The organism is Taklimakanibacter deserti (assembly GCA_003574785.1).
Genome location: QORU01000003.1, coordinates 461,775 through 482,170, shown reverse-complemented (window position 1 = coordinate 482,170; position 20,396 = coordinate 461,775). Strand labels below are relative to the sequence as shown.

Here is a 20,396-nt window from a genome sequence, read left to right as displayed (position 1 = left end):
TGCCCTCTGTTAGCCGATACTGATCTTGGTATCGGAGATATATGCGTAGATCGGCACCGGCAGGTTCTGCGGCGCCGGACCTTTGCGGATGCGTCCGGCCGTATCGTAATGCGAGCCGTGGCACGGGCAGAACCATCCGCCGTAGTCGCCCTGCTGGCCGAGCGGCACGCAGCCCAGATGCGTGCACACGCCCATCATCACCAGGAACTGCTCCTTGCCGCCGACCACGCGGTTGATGTCGGTGGCGGGGTCGCCCTCTTTCACATTGGCGTTGCGGGCGTCGGGATCGGGCAGGTCGGAGATCGGCACCGCCTTGGCCTCCTCGATCTCCTTGGGCGTACGGTGGCGCACGAAAACCGGATTGCCGCGCCATTTGATGGTGATGCTCTGGCCCTCGGCGATCGGGGCCAGATCGACCTCGATCGAGGCCAAGGCCAACACCGAGGCGTCGGGATTCATCTGGTCGATGAAGGGCCATGCCACCAGGGCCGCACCCACAGCACCGGCCGCACCGGTGGCTATATAGAGAAAGTCGCGCCGGTTGGGATCGGCATGTTCGGCTGTGGACACGTGGCGGTTTCCTCTCGCAAAAGGACATGGAGCAGCGCCCGCTGGGGACGGGCTGGCACATGAATTGGTGTGTTTTTGGCATCGGGTTTCCGGAATGTCTAGCCATCAAGTGTCGCAGTGAGACGATCCTTCGCGCGTTCCCTGCTCAGAGGCTAAGGAGCTGATATCCATGATCGAAATCGCCCTCTATCAACCCGACATCCCGCCCAACGCGGCGACCATCATGCGCATGGCGGCCTGCTTCGGCCTCAAGGTCCGGGTGATCGAGCCCGCGGGCTTCACCTGGTCCGATTCTTCCCTGAAGCGGGCCGGCATGGACTATCTCGACCAGGCGCTGGTGGCGCGCGATGCCTCTTGGGAAGCCTTTCGCCAGGCGACGGAAGGCCGGCGCCTGGTCCTTGCCTCGACCAGGGCCGCTGTCCCCTACACCGATTTCGCGTTCCGCGCGGGCGATATCCTGCTCATGGGCCGCGAAAGCGCCGGCGTGCCTCCCGAGGTGCATGAGGCGGCCGACGCCCGCCTCCTCATTCCCATGCGGGAGGGCCTCAGATCCCTCAATGTGGCGCTCGCTTGCGCCATGATCACCGGCGAGGCTCTGCGTCAGATCGGCGGCTTTCCGGGTGGGTGATGGTGTGTCGAGAAAACGCTTTGTCATTCCTGCCGGCTTTCGCCAGACTCGCGCCATGACCTCTTCCCTGGAACAACGCAAAGCCGCGGCGCGCGCCTGGTTCGAGCAGCTGCGCGACGATCTCTGCGCCGGATTCGAAAGACTCGAGGACGAACTGGGCGGCAAGGATCCGCCGGGCCGCTTCGCCCGCAAGGATTGGGCCCGCAAGGATCACTCGGGCGCCGAAGGCGGCGGCGGGGTCATGTCCCTGCTGAAGGGCCGCCTGTTCGAGAAGGCCGGCATTCACTGCTCGACCGTCCACGGCGAGTTCTCGCCCGAATTCCGCGGCCAGATCCCGGGTGCCGACACGGATCCGCGCTTCTGGGCATCCGGCATCTCGCTCATCGCCCATCCGCGCAATCCCCATGTGCCCGCCGTCCATATGAACACCCGCATGGTGGTGACGTCGAAGGCCTGGTTCGGCGGCGGCGCCGATCTGACGCCGGTGCTGGAGCGAAGGCGAACCCAGGATCACCGCGACACCCGAACTTTCCACGCCGCCATGAAACAGGCTTGCGATGCGCATGGCGTGGCCGATTACGAGAAGTACAAGAAATGGTGCGACGATTATTTCTTCCTGCCGCATCGCGGCGAAGCGCGCGGCATTGGCGGCATCTTTTTCGATTACCTCGATTCAGGTGACTGGGATAGCGATTTCGCTTTCGTCCGGGAGGTCGGCAGCGCCTTCCTGGCCGCCTATCCGCCGATCGTGCGCGCCAATATGACGGAGGCCTGGACCGAGGTCGATCGCGAGGAGCAGCTCATCCGCCGTGGCCGCTATGTCGAATTCAATCTGCTCTATGATCGTGGCACGATCTTCGGTCTCAAGACGGGCGGCAATGTCGAGTCGATTCTGTCCTCGCTGCCGCCCGAGGTGAAATGGCCCTGAACCCGAGATGAGGGGATGAACATGGATCTGCGGAACGGTTTCGACATCAAGCGCTATATCCGGACGATTCCCGACTATCCGAAGAAGGGCATCCTGTTCCGCGACATCACTACCCTGCTTGCCAATCTTCATGCCTTCCGCGCCGCGGTCGACGAGCTGGCCTGGCCCTTTCTCAAGGGCGATATCGACTATGTCGCCGGCATCGAAGCACGTGGCTTCATCTTGGGCGGAGCCGTGGCGCATGTCCTGGGCCGCGGCTTCGTACCCATTCGCAAGAAGGGCAAGCTGCCGCACAAGGTTATCGGCCAGGATTACGCGCTCGAATATGGCGTCGACACGATCGAGATCCATGCCGATGCGATCAGCAAGGGCGACCGCATCCTTCTCATCGACGACCTGGTCGCGACCGGCGGCACCGCCAATGCCGCGATCGACCTCATCCGCAAATCGGGCGGCGACATCGTCGCGGCCGCCTTCGTCATCGACCTCCCCGATATTGGCGGCAGCCGGCTGCTGCGCGACAAGGGCGTCAAGATCCACACGCTGGTGTCCTTCGAGGGGCATTGAGTTCCCGAAAGCCTTGCGGGAATGGCGCGGCTGGCATGCCGATCCCCTTGAGGCTAGGAACCTTATTTCCGTGTAAGCGGGCATCATGAGCGAAACCACCGCCGGAGCAAGCGAGGCCGCAGCCCAACCGCTGCCGTGGCTGGGCTATGCCTTCACGGCTTTAGGTGCCGCCCTCTTTTCCTCCAAGGCCATCTTCATCAAGCTCGCTTATCTTGAGAAATCCGACGCCGCTCTCATGCTGGCGCTGCGCATGATGATGTCGCTGCCCTTCTTCCTCGCCGTCGGCCTCTATGCGCTCTATCTGCATCGCCGCGCCGGCCGTCCCTATCCCGGCTGGCGCACCGTCGCCTTCACGGCGCTCAACGGCTTCATCGGCTATTATGTCGCCGCCTATCTCGATTTCGCCGGCCTCACCTTCATCACCGCCCAGCTCGAAAGGCTGGTGCTGTTCACCTATCCGGTCTTCGTGATGTTCCTCGGCTGGCTGTTCTTCAATGGCCGGATCACCCTGCAGGGGGTCCTGGGTGCCGCCATCACTTATGCCGGGCTCGCGCTCATCTTCACCAATGGCGTTTCCCTCGGGGGCGGAAATACCGCCATCGGCTCGCTCCTGGTCCTGGCCGCGGCACTGGCCTTCGCGCTTTACCAGCTCCTCGCCAAGGACCTGATCCGCACGCTGGGCAGCACCCTCTTCACCGCCATCGCCATGTCGGCGGCGGGCTTTGCGAGCCTGGTCCACTATGCCATCACCTCGCATGGCGTGGGCCCGGCCGTGTCGTGGAACTATATGGGCCTGGTCGCCGGCTGCGCCTTCTTCGCAACCGTGCTGCCCTCCTTCCTCATCAATGCGGGCCTCGGGCGCACCAGCCCGCAGGCCGCCTCGATGATCTCGACCATCTCGCCGCTCTTCACCATCATCCTGGCGGTGATCTTCCTGGGCGAGGCCTTCACCTTCATCGACGCCATCGGCACGGCCCTCATCATCCTGGGCGTCGGCTTCTATGCCTGGTCGGATGCAAGGGCGGCCAGGACGCCGGCGACAGAAACCTGAATTCCCGGGCCAACTGAACGGTCCCGCCGATCGCAATCGGGACATACGCTTTTCTATTGACATTTTATACGTTAAAAGCGTATGATTTGTCTGAGAAACGGAGGGGAAAAAGTGACGGATGAAGAATTCGCCAAGCAGTTTCCTACCATGAAGTGGCTGCTCCCCCATCGCGAACCGTCGACGCCAAAACACTCCTGGTCCGAGTTGCCGGGGAATATTGGGCCCTCTGCCGTCAACGCAGTGACGGGGCTGTATGAAATGGTCAGGCACCCCGTACGGACACTCCAATCTCTGGAGACCGTAGCTGGTGGCGCAATGAACCTTATGGGCGCAGATGAGCTGAATGCCTACCTTGCCGATCGCGGCCTGGCGGCGCGCCGAAACCCGGAAGACGTCGCGAGAGAAGAGGCGGCGGCCACAACGGTTGGGCAGGAGCTGAAAGATCGATACTGGGGACTCGACAACATCAAGAAGACAATGATCACCGACCCGGTCGGCAGCGCGCTGGACATACTCGGAATCGTTGGCGGCGGATATGGACTGGTCCGCGAAGGCCTCTCCTTGGGCTCAAAAGCAAGGCTCGCTGAAATTCCTGGCCCAGCTCTCGATGCGGAGCGCCTTGCGGCCAACGAACCTGGCCCGGCGGCTGCCAGGAACAATATCGACTGGACCAGCGGTAACAAATCAAAAAACACAATCCGAGAGGCTCCAAGCGGCGCCAGTCCATCGGACGAGATTCAGACGGCCCAAAGTGCTCAGGACAAGTCTGCGAATGCTTTCAATCCGCCAGGCAAGCCGCGGGGTTCCCTTGAACCTGATTACGCCAGAGCCATCAAGGGAAATGAGATTGCTGGAACCGGAAATCTATCTGTCAGTACGGTTCCGCCAACCGGTCAATTTGCTGGAAGAATACCTAAGCAAAATTTTCTGACCAAAGACTTGGAAAAGAAGAGACACAACTATCCTCCCGACCAAATGATCGCCGACGACGTCAGCGCTCCACAGCGCCCTTCTACAGGCGCCGTCTCATCGGATGATATTTGGGACACTCACAATGCGCCGCCCAAATTCAGAGACATTTTCAATCCGCCCCACAAGCCCCAGCGCCCCTTTGAAGCGGATTACTCCAAGACTCCGGCTCATGATGAAAGCGGAAAGCTCTTGGAAGATATCGACGGAGACCCGATCGTTGCGCCATACGTGGCCGGAAGACAAACCTTGGGAGGAAATGACGTAGGATTTTCGCCCAAGCAGTTCCAGGAAATCGCCAAGAAGCTGGTCAAAGTTGAAACAGTTCCCAGAGCGGATATCAACGACGCCTCGGGCAGGCTCTTTACTGATCCAGATACGATGGAACCCACCGTTATTCGCATTGCCGACGATCTCAACGAGACTCGGCGAGAACGCGTTATCGCCCATGAACTCGCTCATGCGATACATGCAAAAACTGGTTTTAAGCCGATAATCGATCCAGCGATGAGAAATGAGTTGGAGCGCAATTATAGCATGCTTGCGAGTGGCCCCGATTCAAAAACGCTTACACGCCCTTCTGATATTGATAGCGGCTATCGCGATCCGATAAAATCCGACAGGGAATTGGTTGCAGATGCCATTTATGCCGCTTTAAGAAAGCCGAACTATGGGAAAACTGAGTTACCCGTATTCTACAAAACTCTGAGACAATGGATTAAATCGAATCCCGACCTCGCCAAGCTGCTCATCAACAACAGCATTGCCGCAGCGACCGTCGCCGCAGCGCTTGGAGCGGCAGGGGAAAGCAACGAAGCCACTGCAGCAGAGACCTTTTCGCCGCACGCCCCGCAGGGGAACGGTCCAAAAAACCGAGGCTCGCTTCCCGGCACATTCACTCCCTCGAGGTCGGGAGATGAGGCAACGAAAGCAAGCGCTGATGGCTTGATCGAGCTCAAGAAAGCGCTCTTCCGACGCGGCCTCTACCCTCCAGCCCCTGGGAACGGAAAATTCCGAGACCTTGTCCGGGCACTCGCCAACTTGGAGGCCAGGCAGGAGCCTCAACCCTAAGATAGCCCAAGGTGAGGAGCTATCGTTGTAAAATTGCAGCGCTATGTGCTATAATGACATCAACTCCACACTCGAGAGTTGTGCTATGAGATCCAAGAAGAAGCCAGCCGGGCCAGAAGCCGATGAGCACGCAAACTGGTACCCGAAACTAGTGGCTGCCAGGGGCAAGGATTTCCATTGGATTGATACACTGACACCAGCGGAGCGGCGACAATTCGACGCCGAGGCGCGCTGGGCTGGTCGGGCTTTCCGAGAGGACTTACCGGGTCCACGGCGAGTGGATGTAGCAGATGAATATTTCTAACCTCACCGACCTGCAACTGGCCCCTAAGAATTGCGACGATGTACCTACGAGTTGCGGCATGAAACCCAAGAAGTCCAGGGGGAAGCCCGCTGAACCTGAAGAACACGCAGACTGGTACCCGAAAGTAGCGGCTGCCAGGGGCAAGGATGTCCATTGGATTGATACCCTGACACCAGCGGAGCGGCGACAATACGACGCCGAGGGGCGCTGGGCTGGCCGGGCTTTCCGAGAGGACTTACCGGGCCCACGGCGAGTGAATGTAATAGATGAATATTTCTGATCTCACCGAGACGCAAAGCAGATTCGGGGAATCATCAACGAGGTAAGTGGAAGTCGGCGGTCTGTGGCGGCTAAAAATTCGCGCCCTTGCCTGTGGCATCTCATCCTCTCCTTCTTTGCCGTCACCTCCGCTTTCGCGGACGAGAGTGACGATAGGGTAGATCGGGAATTAGACGCCAAAGCTAAGTGGGCTCTGAAAGCTGTAAAGGAAGCCCGCCCTGGTCCGCCGAGATTCCCGATGACCATCTTCACGCCACGCTGTCCGGCAGTTTCTCCTTGCGCTTGGCCATGAAGGCCTGGAGCGCCTCGTCGAGGCCTGGATCGAGCGCCGGCGCCTCATAGTCGCGCAGCATCCTTTTCCAGGTCTCGTTCGCCCGCTGGCTCGCATCCTTGCCGCCGTCATCGCGCCATTGCTCGAAGGAATTGTTGTCGGCGATAGATGAGCGCCAGAAGGCGGTCTCGAAATTAGCTTGCGTATGAGCACAGCCGAGGAAATGCGAGCCCGGCCCTACTTCGCGGATGGCCGAGAGCCCCTGCCCGTTCTCGGAGAAATCGACGCCCTCGGCGAAGCGCTGGAACATGGTAAGCTGGTCGGCGTCGATCACGAATTTTTCGTATGAGCTGACGAGCCCGCCTTCGAGCCAGCCCGCCGCATGCAGCATGAAATTGACCCCGCCGAGCAGCGCAGGCCACAGCGTATTGGCAGTCTCGTGCGCCGCCTGGGCATCGGTGACCTTCGAGGCGCATAGGCCTCCGCCCGAGCGGAAAGGCACGCCCAGGCGGCGCGCGAGCTGGGCCGCGCCAAAGAGCACATGCGCGGGCTCGGGCGTGCCGAAAGTCGGCGCGCCCGACTGCATCGAGATCGAGCTGGCGAAAGTGCCGAACACAACGGGTGCGCCGGGGCGGCAGAGCTGCGCGAAGGCCATGCCGACCGAGGCCTCGGCCAGGATCTGGGTCAGCGTGCCGACGACGGTGACCGCCGACATGGCGCCTGACAATATGAAGGGCGACACGACGGTCGCCTGGTTGGCGCGGGCATAGACCTTGAGCGCGCCCACCATCGTGCCGTCGAAGACCAGCGGCGAATTGGCGTTGATGAGATTGATCAGCACGCAATTCTGGTCGACGAATTCATCGCCGAACACCATTTTCGCCATGGTGACCGAATCCTCGGCGCGCTCGGGCGCGGTGACCGAGCCCATGAAAGGTTTATCGGAATAGCGGATGTGGCTGTAGACCATGTCGAGATGGCGCTTCGCCACCGGGATGTCGACCGGCTCGCACACCGTGCCGCCCGAATGATGCAGCGACGGCGACATATAGGCGAGCTTCACGAAATTGCGGAAATCCTCGATCGTGGCATAGCGCCGGCCCTCGTCGAGATTGCGGATGAAGGGCGGGCCATAAACCGGCACGAAGATCGTGTTGTTGCCGCCGACCGTGACCGAGCGCTCGGGGTTCCTGGCATATTGCACGAATTCGCGCGGCGCCGTCTTGAGGAGCGAGCGCACGAGGCCCTTGGGAAAGCGCACCCGGTCGCCCTTCACATCGGCGCCCGCCTGCTTCCACATCGAAAGCGCCTCGGCATCGTCGCGGAAATCGATGCCGATCTCCTGCAGCACGGTCTCGGCATTGGCCTCGATGAGCTCGAGCTGCTCCGTGGTAAAGGGCTCATAGAGCGGGGTGGCGCGGCGGATGAAGCCCTGCTGCTTGGCCGTGCCGGAGGTGCGTGCCGCGCGCCGCGCTTCGGCGCCGCCACGGGCCCGCCGGCCGCCGGTTGAAGGAAGGGTCTGGGCTTCGGACATCGTCACACCGTTGAATTTACCTCACCTCACCGGGTGATACGCTCAACAGGGGTCGGGAGACGGCGCATTTCCGCCCTGGCATGGCGCGGAAACGACTTGTCACCAGATGGTGTTCAGGCTTTCCAAGCCATGGAAGTGGTAGGCGTCGCGGTAGCGGGGAGGCCCCGCGAGTTTCAGCCCCGGCAGGCGCTCGAACAGGATCGGCAAAGCGACATTGAGTTCCAGCCGCGCCAGGGGCGCCCCGACGCAGAAATGGATGCCGGCGCCGAAGCTCACATGCGGATTGGGCGTGCGCTCAGGATCGAATATGTCGGGCTCCGCGAAGCGCTCGGGGTCGCGATTGGCGGCGCCGAGCAGCAGCCCCACCGTCTCGCCCTTCCGTAGCTTGAGCCCACCATAATTGACGTCCTCCAGCGCATAGCGGGTAAAGAGATGCAAGGGAGCGTCGTAGCGCAGCAGTTCCTCGAAATGGCCCTCGCCCAGCCGAGCGCCGGCCTGCCCCGTTTCGATGAGCGCCTTGACGCCATTACCAATGGCATGGACGGTCGCTTCATGGCCGGCATTGAGGAGCAGGATCGCCGTGGTGATGAGCTCATCTTCGCTGAGCGAATTGCCCTGCATCTCGGTGGCGATAAGCTGCGACAGGAGATCATCGCCGGGGCTTGCGCGCCTCTCCCGCACAAGCCCGCGCATGAAATCGCTGAAGGCGACGGTAGCCGCAACCGCCTTGCGCTCGATCTCGGTATCGCGTCGCGCCTGATACATCGCCACCATGTCATGCGACCATTGGAGGAGTCGGGATCCCTCCCCGGTCGGCACCCCCAGGAGCTCGGCGATGATGAAGATCGGGATCGGCGTCGCGAAGCTTTCCAGGAGATCCGTTTCGCGCTTGTCCGCAAATCCGTCGATCAACTCATGCGCCAATTGCGCGATGCGCGGGCGCAACCTCTCGACGGTACGCGACAGGAAGGCGCGATTGACGAGCCCGCGCAGCCTGGTGTGGACCGGCGGCTCGGTCTCGAGCAGCGAATGTTGTTCGAAATCGTAGAAGGGCTTGAGATTAGGCGGCGTCTCGGCCCAGCCCAGCTCCTCGCGCGACATCACATGCAGGATCTGGCGGCCGAAACGGCGATCGCGCAGAAGCGCTGCCACGTCCTCATGGCGCGCGAAGCACCAATAGCCATATTGTTCCCATTTGAATACCGGCACCGTCTTGCGCAATTCATGATAGGCGGGATAGGGATCGTTGACGAAACCCGGATCGCGCGGATCGAGGCTGACGCTTCGGCTGGTCCTGTCGATCTTCATATGTCTGCAATCCTGCCAGGGGCTTAGCATGAAAGTCTACATCAGTGTCGATATCGAGGGCGTGGCCGGCATCACCCATTGGGACGAGGCCGAGAAGACGCATCGCGATTATCCAGAATTCCGCGAGCAGATGACGCGCGAGGCGATCGCCGCCATCGAGGGGGCGCAGGCCGCGGGGGCGAAGGAGATCTGGGTCAAGGATGCGCATGATTCGGGCCGCAACCTCATCACGTCGATGCTGCCTTCGGAGATCCGGCTGATCCGCTCCTGGGCCGGCCATCCGCTCTGCATGGTGCAGGAGCTCGACAAGAGCTTCGATGCGGTGATGATGATCGGCTATCACGCGGCGGCGGGTTCGGAAGCCAATGCGCTTGCCCACACGCTCTCCCTCAAGCCGCATCTCATCCGCCTCAATGACCGGATCGCATCGGAATTCTACATCCATGCGCTGGCCGGCAGCATGCTCGGCGTGCCGACGGTTTTCGTCACCGGCGACGAGGGCCTGATGGCGGAAGTGGAATCGACCAATGCCCATATCGGGCGCTGCGGCGTCAAGCGCGGCGTCGGCCAGTCGACCGTCACCATGACGGCCAAGGCCGCCATCGCCGCCATCCGCCAGGGCGCCGAAGCGGCTCTCAAGGCCGATCCCGGCAAGAGCCTCATCGCCTTGCCGGAGCGCTTCGTCCTCGAAGTCACCTATGCCAATCCGGTCCTGGCCTACCGCATGTCGTGGTATCCGGGTGCCGGCCATGCGGGCGATCGCACCATCCGCTATGAAACGGCGAACTATCTCGACATCCTGCGGATGCTGAATTTCGTCACCTGAGGTTGCGCCAGACGCATGGATGCCAGGGGTGACAGGCGGTCGGCTGCCCGCTATTGTCCGCGCCAGTCGCGAAAGTCCCCCATGTCAGCCTCCGGAACCACCCGCTCCAGCGCGGAATTCATCGCGCTTGTCGCACTCACATTCTCGCTGATTGCAATGTCGATCGATTCGATGTTGCCGGCGCTGGCCGACATTGCGGCCGATCTCGGCGCCCGCGGCCCGAACGACCGTCAGCTCGTGCTCACCGCCTTCTTCGCCGGCCTGACGCTGGGCCAGCTCATCTATGGCCCGATCTCCGACAGCACCGGGCGCAAGCCCGCGATGTATGCCGGCATCGGCTGCTTCCTCCTGGGCGGGCTGATCTGCGCCCTCACCCAAGATTTCACCACCATGGTGCTCGGCCGGGTGTTGCAGGGTTTTGGCGCGGCCGGTCCGCGCATCGTCGCCATGGCCATGGTGCGCGACCTCTATGCCGGCCGCGCCATGGCCAGGATCATGTCCTTCGTGATGGCGGTGTTCATCCTGGTGCCCATCCTGGCGCCCTCGATCGGGCAGCTCATGCTGCTCGTCGCCGACTGGCGCTCCATCTTCTATGGACTGGTCGTCATCGGGGCCATCGACTTCCTGTGGCTGTGGACCCGCCAGCCCGAGACGCTCCTGCCCAAGGACCGGGTTCCCCTGTCGATCGGGCACATCATGCGGTCCGCCCGCGAGGCGGTCACCAACCGGGTCACGCTCGGCTATACTTTGGCCACCGGCTGCGTCTTCGGCTCCTTCATCAGCTATCTCGGCACCTCGCAGCAGATCTTCCAGGAGCAATATGGCACCGGCAAGCTCTTCGCCCTCTATTTCGGCTTGCTCGCCGCCGGCATCGGCCTCGCTTCCATCGTCAATGCCAAGCTGGTGATGCGCTATGGCATGCGCAACCTGTCCAAATGGGCGTTGCGGTCCGCCTGCATACTGTCGCTCGCCTTTCTTCTCGTCGCGTGGCTGCTCGGCGGCCACCCGCCGCTCTGGGCTTTTGTCGCCTTCATGATGATGCTGTTCTTCTTCAACGGCCTCCTGTTCGGCAACTACAACGCGCTGGCCATGGAGCCGATGGGCCATATAGCGGGCGTCGCCGCGGCGGTAATAGGATCGCTGTCGAGCCTCGTCGCGGTCGGGAGCGGCACGCCGATCGGACAGCTCTACGACGGCACCGTCATCCCGCTCGTCGCCGGCTTCGCCGTCATGGAAACGCTCGCCCTCCTCGTCACCGAATGGGCGGAACGCGGGCGCGCCGCGCGGATCATCACGCCGAGCTGACAGAATCTCATCATGTCGACATCGAGCCCCGCCCGCACCAGCGCCGAGTTCATCGCGCTCATGGCGCTCACCTTCTCGCTGATCGCCATGTCGATCGACGGGATGCTGCCGGCGCTGGGCGACATCGCCGCCGATCTCAGCGTGCGCGACCCCAATGACCGCCAACTGGTCCTCGCCGCCTTCTTTGCCGGCCTCTCGGTCGGACAGTTCATCTACGGCCCGATCTCCGACAGCACCGGGCGCAAGCCCGCAATGTATGCCGGCATCGGCTGCTTCATCGTCGGCGGGCTCATCTGCGCTTTCGCGACCGACTTTCCCATGATGCTCGCCGGCCGCGCGCTCCAGGGTTTCGGCGCCGCCGGCCCCCGCATCGTCGGCACCGCCATGGTGCGCGATCTCTATGCCGGCTCCCCCATGGCGCGGATCATGTCCTTCGTGATGGCGGTGCTGATCCTGGTGCCGGTGCTCGCGCCTTCGATCGGTCAGCTCATCCTGCTCATCGCCGACTGGCGCGCCATCTTCTATGGACTGGCGGTCGCCGGCATGATCGATTTCCTCTGGCTGGCAAGGCGCCGGCCGGAAACGCTGGCGCCATCCGATCGCGTGCCCTTGTCCATCGGCCGCATCCTGCGTTCCGCCAGGGAGGCGATCACCAACCGTGTCACGCTCGGCTATTCGGTGGCGACGGGTTTCGTCTTCGGCGCGGTGATCAGCTATCTCGGCACCGCGCAGCAGATCTTCCAGGAACAATATGGCACCGGCAAAATGTTCTCTGTCTATTTCGGCCTGCTGGCCGCCGGCATCGGCGTCGCATCGGTCATCAACGGGCGGCTTGTCGTACGCTTCGGCATGCGCAATCTGTCCAAATGGGCGTTGCGGTCAGTCTGCATCTTGGCCGCAGCATTTCTGCTGACCACCATCCTGCTCCACGGCCATCCGCCCCTGTGGCTGTTCATGGGCTTCATGACGGCGCTGTTCTTCTTCAACGGCATGCTGTTCAGCAACTACAACGCGCTCGCCATGGAGCCCATGGGCCATATCGCGGGCGTCGCCGCGGCGATCATCGCATCGGCTTCGACCCTCGTCGCCGTCTCTACCGGCACATCGATCGGGCGGCTCTATGACGGCTCAGTGACCCCGCTTTTCGCAGGCTTTGCCGGCCTGGCCCTGGCCGCGTTTCTGGTGACCGAGTGGGCCGAGAGCGGCCGTGGCAAACGGCTAACAAATCCGAATTGATTTCGCAGTTTTCCGCATAATCCAACGAGCTTTGCTCTGCGGACCGCATATCTCCGGTGGTGCCGCAGCGAAGTGCCGTGCTATAGGCCGCCATCGCCAGGGAGAGATGAAGACATGGACAGGAATGCCGAAATTCGCGCCGCGCAGGAGCGCGTCATCACCGTCTTTCAGCAGAAACCACAGGCGGCCTTGAGCACGATCAAGGGCAGCGCGAGAATTGAGGATGGTCTGACCTGCGCCTTTCGCCAAGGGAAGCATGAGGCCGTCATGGACATGGGCAAGGTCCTCGGCGGCGATGAGAAAGGTCCGACACCTGGTTTCTTCATCCGCGCCGGATTGGCCGGCTGCGTGGCCATCGGCATCAAGCTTGCCGCGACCCGTGAGGCGGTGGCAATCGATGCGATCGATGTCGACGTCGAAATGGATTTCGACGACGGCGCCATGCTCGGTGTCGGCAGCAACACGGCCGCACCGCTCGCGACACGCTTCATCATCTCGGTCCGCAGTTCGGGGCCGTGGGAGACCGTAACCGCCATGATCGATCGCGCCTTGGGGGCTGACCCCTATTTTCTTGCCTTGCGGGACGCCCAGAACGTCACCGCCCGCGTTGTGGCGGCAGGCGGATAAGACCTTGGATCCGAAGCTCCAGAACCGGGTTCAGCGTTATGGCTGGGACGCCGCGTCGGCGTTCTATGAGGACGGCTGGCGAGTTCCGCTCCTCCCCGCCCAGCGGGCGCTTCTTGAATTTGCATCGCTCAAGCCGGGCGAACGCGTGGTGGAGGCGGCTTGCGGAAGCGGGCTTGTCACCAGCATGATCGCCGGCGCCGTCGGTCCCTACGGTGAGGTCGTCGCCACCGATCTGTCGCAGAACATGGTGGACCTGACGCGGCGCCGATGCGACGCCGAAGGCCTTGCCTGGGTAACGACGGCGCGCATGAGCGCCGATGATCTCGCCGTCGAAGCGGAGCATTTCGATGCGGCCCTCTGCGCGCTCGGCATCATGTATGTCCCCGATCCGCCGGCGGCGGTGGCATCGATGCGGCGCGCCGTCAGGCCAGGCGGCCGCGTGGTCGCAACCGTCTGGGGCGAGCGCCGGAATTGCGGCTGGGCCGAGATCTTCCCCATTGTCGATGCCCGCGTCGCCTCGGAAGTCTGCCCGATGTTCTTCGGACCCGGCACCGCCGGCAACCTCGCCCGCGATTTCGCCGCGGCGGGGCTGAACGGCGTACGCGCGCACTGCCAGCAGGAGGAGCTCGAATTCCGCGACGAGAAAGCGCTGCTGACCGCGATGCTCATCGGCGGACCGGTGGCGCTGGCGGTCAAGCGCTTCACGCCTCAAGTGCTGGCGGAAGTGGAGAACGAGTTCCTCGCCTCGGTACAGGACCATCGTGCCGCCGATGGCCGCTACCTCATCCCTGGTGAATTCGTCACTGTTGCCGGCATGCGCTAGCGACGCGGCCGTAAAGACGGTGGAGAACCGGGAGCAGCGAGGCGAGCCCCTTGGGCAGGAACAAGAGGACGGCCACCATGGCGACCGCCACCAGGATGAAGCGTCCTTCCGCCAGCCCTTCCACATTGGCGAGCCCTTCGGACACGAAGGTCAGGCCGAGGGCGGCGAAGATCGGGCCATAGATGCTGGCGGTCCCGCCGATCAAGACCATGCTGAGGACCAGCGAGACAACCGAGAAGTCGAAGACCTCGGGTGACGCGACACGCAGATAGATGACATAGAAGCCGCCGGCGAGGCCGGCGAAAAAGGCGCTGGCGACGAGAACCTTTAATCGCTGCAGGCCGACCGAGATCCCGCGCGATACGCCATAGTCCTCGTTGTCCCTAAGCGCCTGGATCGACAGACCGAAATCGGAATGCGCCAGTCGGCGCAGGCATGCGGCGCTCGCGATCAGCAAGGCGAAGGCGACATAGTAGTAGCCGAATTTATAGTCGCGCAGGAAATTGTGGCCGAAGAGCTCGATCGTCGGCACCCGCACCATGCCCTGCGTTCCGCCGGTCACCGCCGACTGGCTGATGACGAGTTGCAGCACGAGCTGGCTGAAAGCGAAGGTGACCAGCACCACATAGACGCCCTGCAGCCGCACGACGGGCAGCGCGACGAGCACCGCCGCGGCCGAGGCCGCAAGACCGCCGATCAGCATGGCGAGCCAGGGGTCTATGCCGATGAGCTTCGCCGCGAGCCCCGTGACATAGACGCCGATGCCGAAGAAGGCGATATGGCCGAAATTGAATATGCCGGCATAGCCGAGGCTCAGGTCCCAGCTCGCCGCGACGATGCCGTAGATGAAAGCGACGATGAACAAATGGCGGATATAGGTGTCCGCGACGAAGAACGGCACCAGGAGCCCGGCGACGATGAGGGCTCCCAGCATGAAGGTCCGTGCATGGCCGGCCATCAGCGCACCACCTTGCCGAGCAATCCCTGCGGCCTGAGCAGCAGGACGATGATGAGCAGGAGGAAGATCATCGAGGGCGCCCAATAGATGCCGATGAAGAAGGTCAAAGCCGCCTCGACGAGCCCCATCAGATAGGCCGCAAGGATGGTGCCGGTGAGCGAGCCGAGCCCGCCGAAGATCACGATGATCAGGGCCTTGACCAGGGGCTCCGCGCCGAATTCCGGCGTCACCAGGCGGACGGAGCCGAGCAGGATCCCGGTCAATCCGGCGAGGACGGCCGACATCGCGAAGGTGATGGTGAACAGGCGCGACACATCGATGCCGATCAGCCTTGCGGCGTCCGGATTCTGGCCGACGGCCCTGATGCCGCGGCCGATCCTTGTGGTGCGCAGGAAGAACGCCAGCGCGCCGAGGAGTACGGGCGCCACGATGATGATCAGCATCTCTTGCCCTGAGATCGCGGTGCGGAAGAGCTCGACCTTGCCGGGCCAGATCGGGGCGAGCTGCTTGAGCCTCGCCCCCCACAGGAGCTGGATGCCCTTCTCCAGGAAGATCGTCGCGGCGAGCGTGGTCATCACGGTGATGAGCAGGATGTCGCGATGATCGTAGAAGGGTCGCACCACGAGCCGCTCCATCAGGATGCCGGCGCCGACGAGCGCCGCGATCGAAACGGCGATGCCGGCGGACAGGCCCCAGCCGAGACCCGCCCCGTCCGATACAGTCCAGGCGACATAGGCGGCGAGCGTCATCAGCGCCCCATGGGCGAAATTGAAGATGCCGAGCGTGGTCCACACCAGCGAGAGCCCGCTCGCCATCAGCGCGTAGATGGAGCCGAGCACGATGCCGCTCACCAGGATAGCGCTGATCGTGTCGGCGGTCATCGGGCACCGTCCGCGCCAAAATACATGTTCATGATCTCCTGATGGTCGACCTCGCCGCCGCGGCGGATCTCGCGGCTGATCTCGCCGTGATCGACGAGATACATGCGCTCGACCAGCGACAGGATGAAGGCGATGTCCTGCTCGACCAGCAGCAGCGGGATGCCGCGCCCGGAGATTTCCGCGATGGCTTCGGCAAGCTCGTCCTTGAGCTTGGGCGACAGGCCGAGCGTCGGCTCGTCGAGCATCAGCATGCGCGGCGCGCACATCAGGCCGACGCCGATCGACAGCATCTGCCGCTCGCCGCCGGACAGCGTCTTGCATTGCTGACGCCGCCGCTCGGCGAGCCGCGGAAAAAGGCCCAGCACATAATCGAGATTGGCCTTGCGGTCGGCCTGCGCGCGGGGCGTGAAGGCGGCGAGCTCCAGGATCTCCATGATCTGCATGTCGGGGAACAAGCGGTTCGCCTGTGCGACGTGAATCAGTCCGCGCGCGACGATCTGCTGCGGCGGCAGGCCGTCGATGGCTTCCCCCATGAAGACCACGCGGCCGGCATGCGGCGCGATCACCTTGGAGATCGTGTTGAGGAGCGTGGTCTTGCCATGGCCGTTCGGTCCGAACAGGCCCACGCGTTCCTGGGGTCCGACATGCAAGCTCATGCCGAGAAGCACGTCGGACATGTCATAGCCGGCGCGCAGGCCGTCGACCTCGAGGGCATTCGCCGGATCGCTCACAGCTCCGCCCCCCGCTTGCCGAGATAGGCTTCGACGACCTGCGGGCTGCGCACCACGTCCTGAGGCGCCCCGGCGGCGATCACCGCGCCCTGATTGAGTACCATCAGGTGATGCGAGACCTTGAGGAGCAGCGGCAGCACATGCTCGATCAGCAGGATCGTGACACCGCGTCCATGCACCGTATGGATGAGGTTCGACAGGCCTGATATCTCGGGCTTGGTCAGGCCGGCCGCCGGCTCGTCGAGCAGGAGCACCTTGGGCCGGCCCGCTATGGCCGAGGCGATCATCAATTGCTTGCGCTCGAACACCGAGAGGTTCGACGCGGCCTGGCCGTGGCGCTCCTGCGGCAAGGCAACATCCGCGAGCGCCTGTCTTGCCGCCGCCTGCGCCGCATCGCGGCTCATCTGCCCGCAATAGACGGCGCTCGCATAGACATTCTCGAAGGCGCTCAGCGTGGCGAATTCGGCGTCCTTCTGGAAAGTACGCAGCACGCCGGCGCGGCTGATCTGGTGCGGCCGCATCTGGTGGATCGGCTGGCCGGCCAGCAGGACTTCGCCGGCGCTGGGCGGGAACGGAATGCCGGTTATCACATTGAAGAGCGTGCTCTTGCCGCTGCCATTCGGCCCGGCGATGCCCAAAACCTCGCCCTGACGCACCGTGAACGAGACATCGTTGACGGCGAGCAAGGCGCCGAAGCGCCGGGTGACGTTCCGCACTTCGAGCAAGGGTATGTCGTGGGACGCTTGGGTCATCGATCTTTCGATACCGCCGGAGGCGCGCATCCACCGTGGACGCGCGGCTCCTATCGGGTGACCACTATTTTTTCATCCAGGGCGGTACCTGGAATTCGCCGGTTGAATAGGCGCCGGGATAGAACAGGACGCGCTCGCCATTCCAGATCTGGAAGAACTGGATCGGTATGGCGTCATTGCCCTGCATGGCGAGATGCGTCTTCGGATCGAATTTGAGCATGCCGCTGGCGACCTGCTTCTGTGTCTCACCGATCGCCTTGCCGATCTCGAGCCGCTTGCTCGGATCGCCGACCTTCTTCAAGGCCTCGGCATAGATATAGATCTGCTCATAGAGTGCCGGCCCATAGGTGCCGGGCTCGCTGCCATATTTGTCTTTGTACTTTCCGAGGACTTCCGCCGCCCGCGGGTTCTTCGGCGTGTTGAGGACCCCGCCGAGCAGATTGTAGACGACACCCGTCGCATGTTCCTTGGTGAGGTTCAGGAACTCGGGCACCGAGGGCGCATATTGGATGAAGATGAGGCTGTCGGTCGGCTGCTCGAGGAACTGGGTCAGGAACTTGGCGGCATTGCCCGGCTGGTAGTCGGTGTTGACGACGAGCGCCGGATTGTCCTGCCGCACCCGGGCGAGGAAGGCTCGCCAGTCGTTGATCTCGCCGAAGGGCAACAGGTCGGCAGAGGTGACGGTCCAGCCGGCCGCCTCGAAGTTCTTCTTCAGCCCCTCCATGATCGTCTTGGAATAGGGATTGTCGGAGGAGATCAGCGCGACCTTGTTGTTCTGGAGCTTGAGCTTCCCGCCGTCCTGCAGTTCCTTGAGCACCGGCACCATCTCGCTCTCATAGGCGTCGTAGGAGGGTGTCAGCGACCAGACCGTGGGGAACTTGTCGGGCTCGGGCGCGATGATGTCGCGCGTCTGGGCCGAGTTCGCGGAGATGAGATAGGGCATCTCCTGCTCCGCCATCATCTCGATCTCGAAATTGCTGCCGCTGGCATAGCCGGTGACCATGGCATTGAGATCGCGGTCGCCCGTCAGCCGCTCGAAGGCGCTGGTGACGGCATCGGCCGTCTGGTCCTGGGTGTCGCCGACGACCACTTCGAGCTTGTAGCCGGCGACGCCGCCGGCGGCATTGATCTCATCGACCGCGAGCTTGGCGCCATTGACCATCTCGTTGCCATCCGCGGCGGCACCTCCGGTCAGCGGCGCCAGCACGCCGATCTTCGCCACCTTCTCCTGAGCCAAGGCGGGTAGCGTCACGAGCATCGCGGCGGCCAGAAACAGACTCTTGATAGCGATCGACGATTTCATGTTCCTTCCCCTGTTCTTCGTTGCGATTGTTCAGCGCGCGCCGCACCAGTCGATGATGGTCGCCGCAAGCGTCTTGGTGGTCTCGTGGATCGAGGCGACGTCGACATATTCATCCGTGCCGTGGAAGCCGTCTCCGGTGGCGCCGCAGATCACCGCATCGACGCCCGCGCCGGCATAATGGGCGCAGTCGGCGACCGCGATGAAGCCGGTGATCTTCGGTTTGCCGCCGAGTTCGCTGCGGTACTTGAACAAGGACTGGACGACCGGATGATCGGGCCGCGTGTCCATGGGCGGGAAATGCAGGCCGCCCAGCTCCCACTGGATCCTTATCGGATGCTCCTGGAGCCAAAGATCCTGCTGGCAGAAGTGATGGACGAAGGCTTCGAACTCGGCCCGGATCTCTTCCTTGGTCTGGTTGGGCAGGAACTTGTAATCGAGGTCGATGACCGCGATATCGGGAATGATGGCCGGATTGGTCATGATCAGCGGCAGGCCGTCCGGCCCCAGTCCGGCGCCGGCGCGGATGACGCCGACATTGATCGTGTTCATGCCGGGTGGCAGCAGCGGATGCTGCCGGAGCCGGCAGCGCGAGCTTTCGAACTGCCGCAGCGCCTCGATAAAGCGCGCCGCGATGTCGATGGCGTTGACTGCCGGGCGCAGGCGCGAGGGTTCGTCGCGTTGCGGCCAGATCTCGTTGTAGCGCCAGGCCGAGTGGCCTTGCCGGCCGCTAATGGTGATGCGGATCCATTCGAGGCCGCCTTCGCAGACCTGGATCTCGCCCCAGCTCGGCTCGGTGATGATCGCCGCCTTCGCCAGCTTGCCGCGCTTGACCGCATCGATCGCGCCGAAGCCGCCGGTCTCCTCGTCCACGACGGAATGGATCGCCAGCCGCCCCTCTAGATCGATCCCCGCTTTGCGGATGGCGCGCACGGCCGCGATGGCAGCGGCGACGCCGCTTTTCATGTCGACGGCGCCGCGTCCATAGAGCTTGCCGTTCTTGATCTCCCCGCCGAACGGATCGACGGTCCAGGCGCCACGCTCGCCGACCGGCACCACGTCGATATGTCCGCACAGAAGCAGGCTCTTCGCTTCCGACCCGGTGAGCTCGCCGACCACATTGGGACGCTCCGGAAAGACGTCCCAGCGGTCGATCGACATGCCAAAAGACGTGAGCTCCTTCCCGACCAGGTCCTGGACGGCGCTCTCGCGGTTCTGCTCAGGGTCCTTGACGAACTTCGGATTGACGGACGGGATGCGGACGAGATTCTGGGTAAGGACCGTCACATAATCCCGATCCGCGTCGAGCGCTTTCCACACTGCGTTGATCGCGTCCTGGGTTTTGCCCATCGGTGCCCCTCTCGTCCTGCCGTTCCTCGCCAAGGCATCGCTGGTTCGCCGACATGATCGCTCGGCCGGTCAGAAATCTGCCCGTCGGGTCATTCCGCAATGCTCTTCTTAAAATCATTGGAACGAA

Annotated in this window: 19 protein-coding genes; 10 read left to right on the top strand and 9 right to left on the bottom strand. The window is 63.0% G+C overall.

Features of this window, described 5'->3' with window-relative positions:
• Positions 1-9: 9 nt before the first annotated feature.
• Entirely contained in the window at positions 10-570 is a 561-nt protein-coding gene (gene petA, locus DS839_RS08480) for a ubiquinol-cytochrome c reductase iron-sulfur subunit (RefSeq protein WP_119269847.1), read from the bottom strand.
• Between the two features lie 169 nt (positions 571-739).
• Here petA and DS839_RS08475 point away from each other — a divergent pair, with 169 nt between their 5' ends.
• The 5 genes from DS839_RS08475 to DS839_RS08455 all read left to right on the top strand — a co-directional run bounded on the left by DS839_RS08475 (position 740) and on the right by DS839_RS08455 (position 5,784).
• Entirely contained in the window at positions 740-1,198 is a 459-nt protein-coding gene (locus DS839_RS08475) for a tRNA (cytidine(34)-2'-O)-methyltransferase (protein WP_438816504.1), read from the top strand.
• A 55-nt stretch (positions 1,199-1,253) separates the two neighbouring features.
• A complete protein-coding gene (gene hemF / locus DS839_RS08470) occupies positions 1,254-2,126 on the top strand; it encodes an oxygen-dependent coproporphyrinogen oxidase (protein ID WP_119269939.1) in 873 nt (290 codons plus the stop codon).
• A 21-nt stretch (positions 2,127-2,147) separates the two neighbouring features.
• Positions 2,148-2,693 (top strand): adenine phosphoribosyltransferase, encoded by a 546-nt coding sequence (locus DS839_RS08465; RefSeq protein WP_119269938.1) that lies wholly within the window; start codon positions 2,148-2,150, stop codon positions 2,691-2,693.
• An 85-nt stretch (positions 2,694-2,778) separates the two neighbouring features.
• A complete protein-coding gene (locus DS839_RS08460) occupies positions 2,779-3,744 on the top strand; it encodes a DMT family transporter (RefSeq protein ID WP_119269845.1) in 966 nt (321 codons plus the stop codon).
• Positions 3,745-3,855: 111 nt separating this feature from the next.
• Positions 3,856-5,784, top strand: coding sequence for an ImmA/IrrE family metallo-endopeptidase (locus DS839_RS08455; protein WP_162918386.1), 1,929 nt, complete (start codon positions 3,856-3,858; stop codon positions 5,782-5,784).
• Positions 5,785-6,615: 831 nt separating this feature from the next.
• Here DS839_RS08455 and DS839_RS08450 read toward each other — a convergent pair.
• A complete protein-coding gene (locus tag DS839_RS08450) occupies positions 6,616-8,172 on the bottom strand; it encodes a trimethylamine methyltransferase family protein (RefSeq protein WP_119269843.1) in 1,557 nt (518 codons plus the stop codon).
• Between the two features lie 99 nt (positions 8,173-8,271).
• Positions 8,272-9,480, bottom strand: coding sequence for a cytochrome P450 (locus DS839_RS08445; RefSeq protein WP_119269842.1), 1,209 nt, complete (start codon positions 9,478-9,480; stop codon positions 8,272-8,274).
• A gap of 28 nt (positions 9,481-9,508) precedes the next feature.
• Here DS839_RS08445 and DS839_RS08440 point away from each other — a divergent pair, with 28 nt between their 5' ends.
• The 5 genes from DS839_RS08440 to DS839_RS08420 all read left to right on the top strand — a co-directional run bounded on the left by DS839_RS08440 (position 9,509) and on the right by DS839_RS08420 (position 14,297).
• Positions 9,509-10,306 (top strand): M55 family metallopeptidase, encoded by a 798-nt coding sequence (locus tag DS839_RS08440; protein ID WP_119269841.1) that lies wholly within the window; start codon positions 9,509-9,511, stop codon positions 10,304-10,306.
• Between the two features lie 81 nt (positions 10,307-10,387).
• Entirely contained in the window at positions 10,388-11,611 is a 1,224-nt protein-coding gene (locus DS839_RS08435) for a multidrug effflux MFS transporter (RefSeq protein ID WP_119269840.1), read from the top strand.
• A gap of 12 nt (positions 11,612-11,623) precedes the next feature.
• A complete protein-coding gene (locus DS839_RS08430) occupies positions 11,624-12,847 on the top strand; it encodes a multidrug effflux MFS transporter (protein ID WP_119269839.1) in 1,224 nt (407 codons plus the stop codon).
• Positions 12,848-12,961: 114 nt separating this feature from the next.
• Entirely contained in the window at positions 12,962-13,474 is a 513-nt protein-coding gene (locus tag DS839_RS08425) for an OsmC family protein (protein WP_119269838.1), read from the top strand.
• Between the two features lie 4 nt (positions 13,475-13,478).
• A complete protein-coding gene (locus tag DS839_RS08420) occupies positions 13,479-14,297 on the top strand; it encodes a class I SAM-dependent methyltransferase (protein WP_162918385.1) in 819 nt (272 codons plus the stop codon).
• Here DS839_RS08420 and DS839_RS08415 read toward each other — a convergent pair.
• The 6 genes from DS839_RS08415 to DS839_RS08390 all read right to left on the bottom strand — a co-directional run bounded on the left by DS839_RS08415 (position 14,275) and on the right by DS839_RS08390 (position 20,269).
• The gene (locus DS839_RS08415; RefSeq protein ID WP_119269836.1) at positions 14,275-15,255 is read right to left on the bottom strand and encodes a branched-chain amino acid ABC transporter permease; all 981 of its coding nucleotides are present in this window, start codon (positions 15,253-15,255) and stop codon (positions 14,275-14,277) included. The genes DS839_RS08420 and DS839_RS08415 overlap by 23 nt on opposite strands.
• Entirely contained in the window at positions 15,255-16,136 is an 882-nt protein-coding gene (locus DS839_RS08410; RefSeq protein WP_119269835.1) for a branched-chain amino acid ABC transporter permease, read from the bottom strand. The genes DS839_RS08415 and DS839_RS08410 overlap by 1 nt, the downstream gene beginning before the upstream one ends.
• Complete coding sequence (locus DS839_RS08405) at positions 16,133-16,867, bottom strand: ABC transporter ATP-binding protein (RefSeq protein WP_368911358.1); 735 nt, start codon at positions 16,865-16,867, stop codon at positions 16,133-16,135. Before DS839_RS08405 ends, DS839_RS08410 begins: the two co-directional genes overlap by 4 nt.
• Positions 16,864-17,619: an ABC transporter ATP-binding protein gene (locus DS839_RS08400; protein ID WP_368911356.1), complete on the bottom strand. Its 756-nt coding sequence runs from the start codon at positions 17,617-17,619 to the stop codon at positions 16,864-16,866. Before DS839_RS08400 ends, DS839_RS08405 begins: the two co-directional genes overlap by 4 nt.
• A gap of 64 nt (positions 17,620-17,683) precedes the next feature.
• Positions 17,684-18,922 carry an ABC transporter substrate-binding protein gene (locus DS839_RS08395; RefSeq protein ID WP_119269834.1) on the bottom strand — a complete coding sequence of 413 codons (1,239 nt, stop codon included), beginning with the start codon at positions 18,920-18,922 and terminating at the stop codon, positions 17,684-17,686.
• A 30-nt stretch (positions 18,923-18,952) separates the two neighbouring features.
• Positions 18,953-20,269: a M20 family metallopeptidase gene (locus DS839_RS08390; RefSeq protein ID WP_119269833.1), complete on the bottom strand. Its 1,317-nt coding sequence runs from the start codon at positions 20,267-20,269 to the stop codon at positions 18,953-18,955.
• Between the last annotated feature and the right edge of the window lie 127 nt (positions 20,270-20,396).

Excerpts from the sequence above, each read along its gene's own strand:
- DS839_RS08475 (WP_438816504.1), top strand. The coding sequence starts at position 740 with ATGATCGAAATCGCCCTCTATCAACCCGACATCCCGCCCAACGCGGCG.
- hemF (WP_119269939.1), top strand. The coding sequence starts at position 1,254 with ATGACCTCTTCCCTGGAACAACGCAAAGCCGCGGCGCGCGCCTGGTTC.
- DS839_RS08465 (WP_119269938.1), top strand. The coding sequence starts at position 2,148 with ATGGATCTGCGGAACGGTTTCGACATCAAGCGCTATATCCGGACGATT.
- DS839_RS08460 (WP_119269845.1), top strand. The coding sequence starts at position 2,779 with ATGAGCGAAACCACCGCCGGAGCAAGCGAGGCCGCAGCCCAACCGCTG.
- DS839_RS08450 (WP_119269843.1), bottom strand. The coding sequence starts at position 8,172 with ATGTCCGAAGCCCAGACCCTTCCTTCAACCGGCGGCCGGCGGGCCCGT.
- DS839_RS08445 (WP_119269842.1), bottom strand. The coding sequence starts at position 9,480 with ATGAAGATCGACAGGACCAGCCGAAGCGTCAGCCTCGATCCGCGCGAT.
- DS839_RS08440 (WP_119269841.1), top strand. The coding sequence starts at position 9,509 with ATGAAAGTCTACATCAGTGTCGATATCGAGGGCGTGGCCGGCATCACC.
- DS839_RS08435 (WP_119269840.1), top strand. The coding sequence starts at position 10,388 with ATGTCAGCCTCCGGAACCACCCGCTCCAGCGCGGAATTCATCGCGCTT.
- DS839_RS08430 (WP_119269839.1), top strand. The coding sequence starts at position 11,624 with ATGTCGACATCGAGCCCCGCCCGCACCAGCGCCGAGTTCATCGCGCTC.
- DS839_RS08425 (WP_119269838.1), top strand. The coding sequence starts at position 12,962 with ATGGACAGGAATGCCGAAATTCGCGCCGCGCAGGAGCGCGTCATCACC.
- DS839_RS08415 (WP_119269836.1), bottom strand. The coding sequence starts at position 15,255 with ATGGCCGGCCATGCACGGACCTTCATGCTGGGAGCCCTCATCGTCGCC.
- DS839_RS08410 (WP_119269835.1), bottom strand. The coding sequence starts at position 16,136 with ATGACCGCCGACACGATCAGCGCTATCCTGGTGAGCGGCATCGTGCTC.
- DS839_RS08400 (WP_368911356.1), bottom strand. The coding sequence starts at position 17,619 with ATGACCCAAGCGTCCCACGACATACCCTTGCTCGAAGTGCGGAACGTC.
- DS839_RS08395 (WP_119269834.1), bottom strand. The coding sequence starts at position 18,922 with ATGAAATCGTCGATCGCTATCAAGAGTCTGTTTCTGGCCGCCGCGATG.
- DS839_RS08390 (WP_119269833.1), bottom strand. The coding sequence starts at position 20,269 with ATGGGCAAAACCCAGGACGCGATCAACGCAGTGTGGAAAGCGCTCGAC.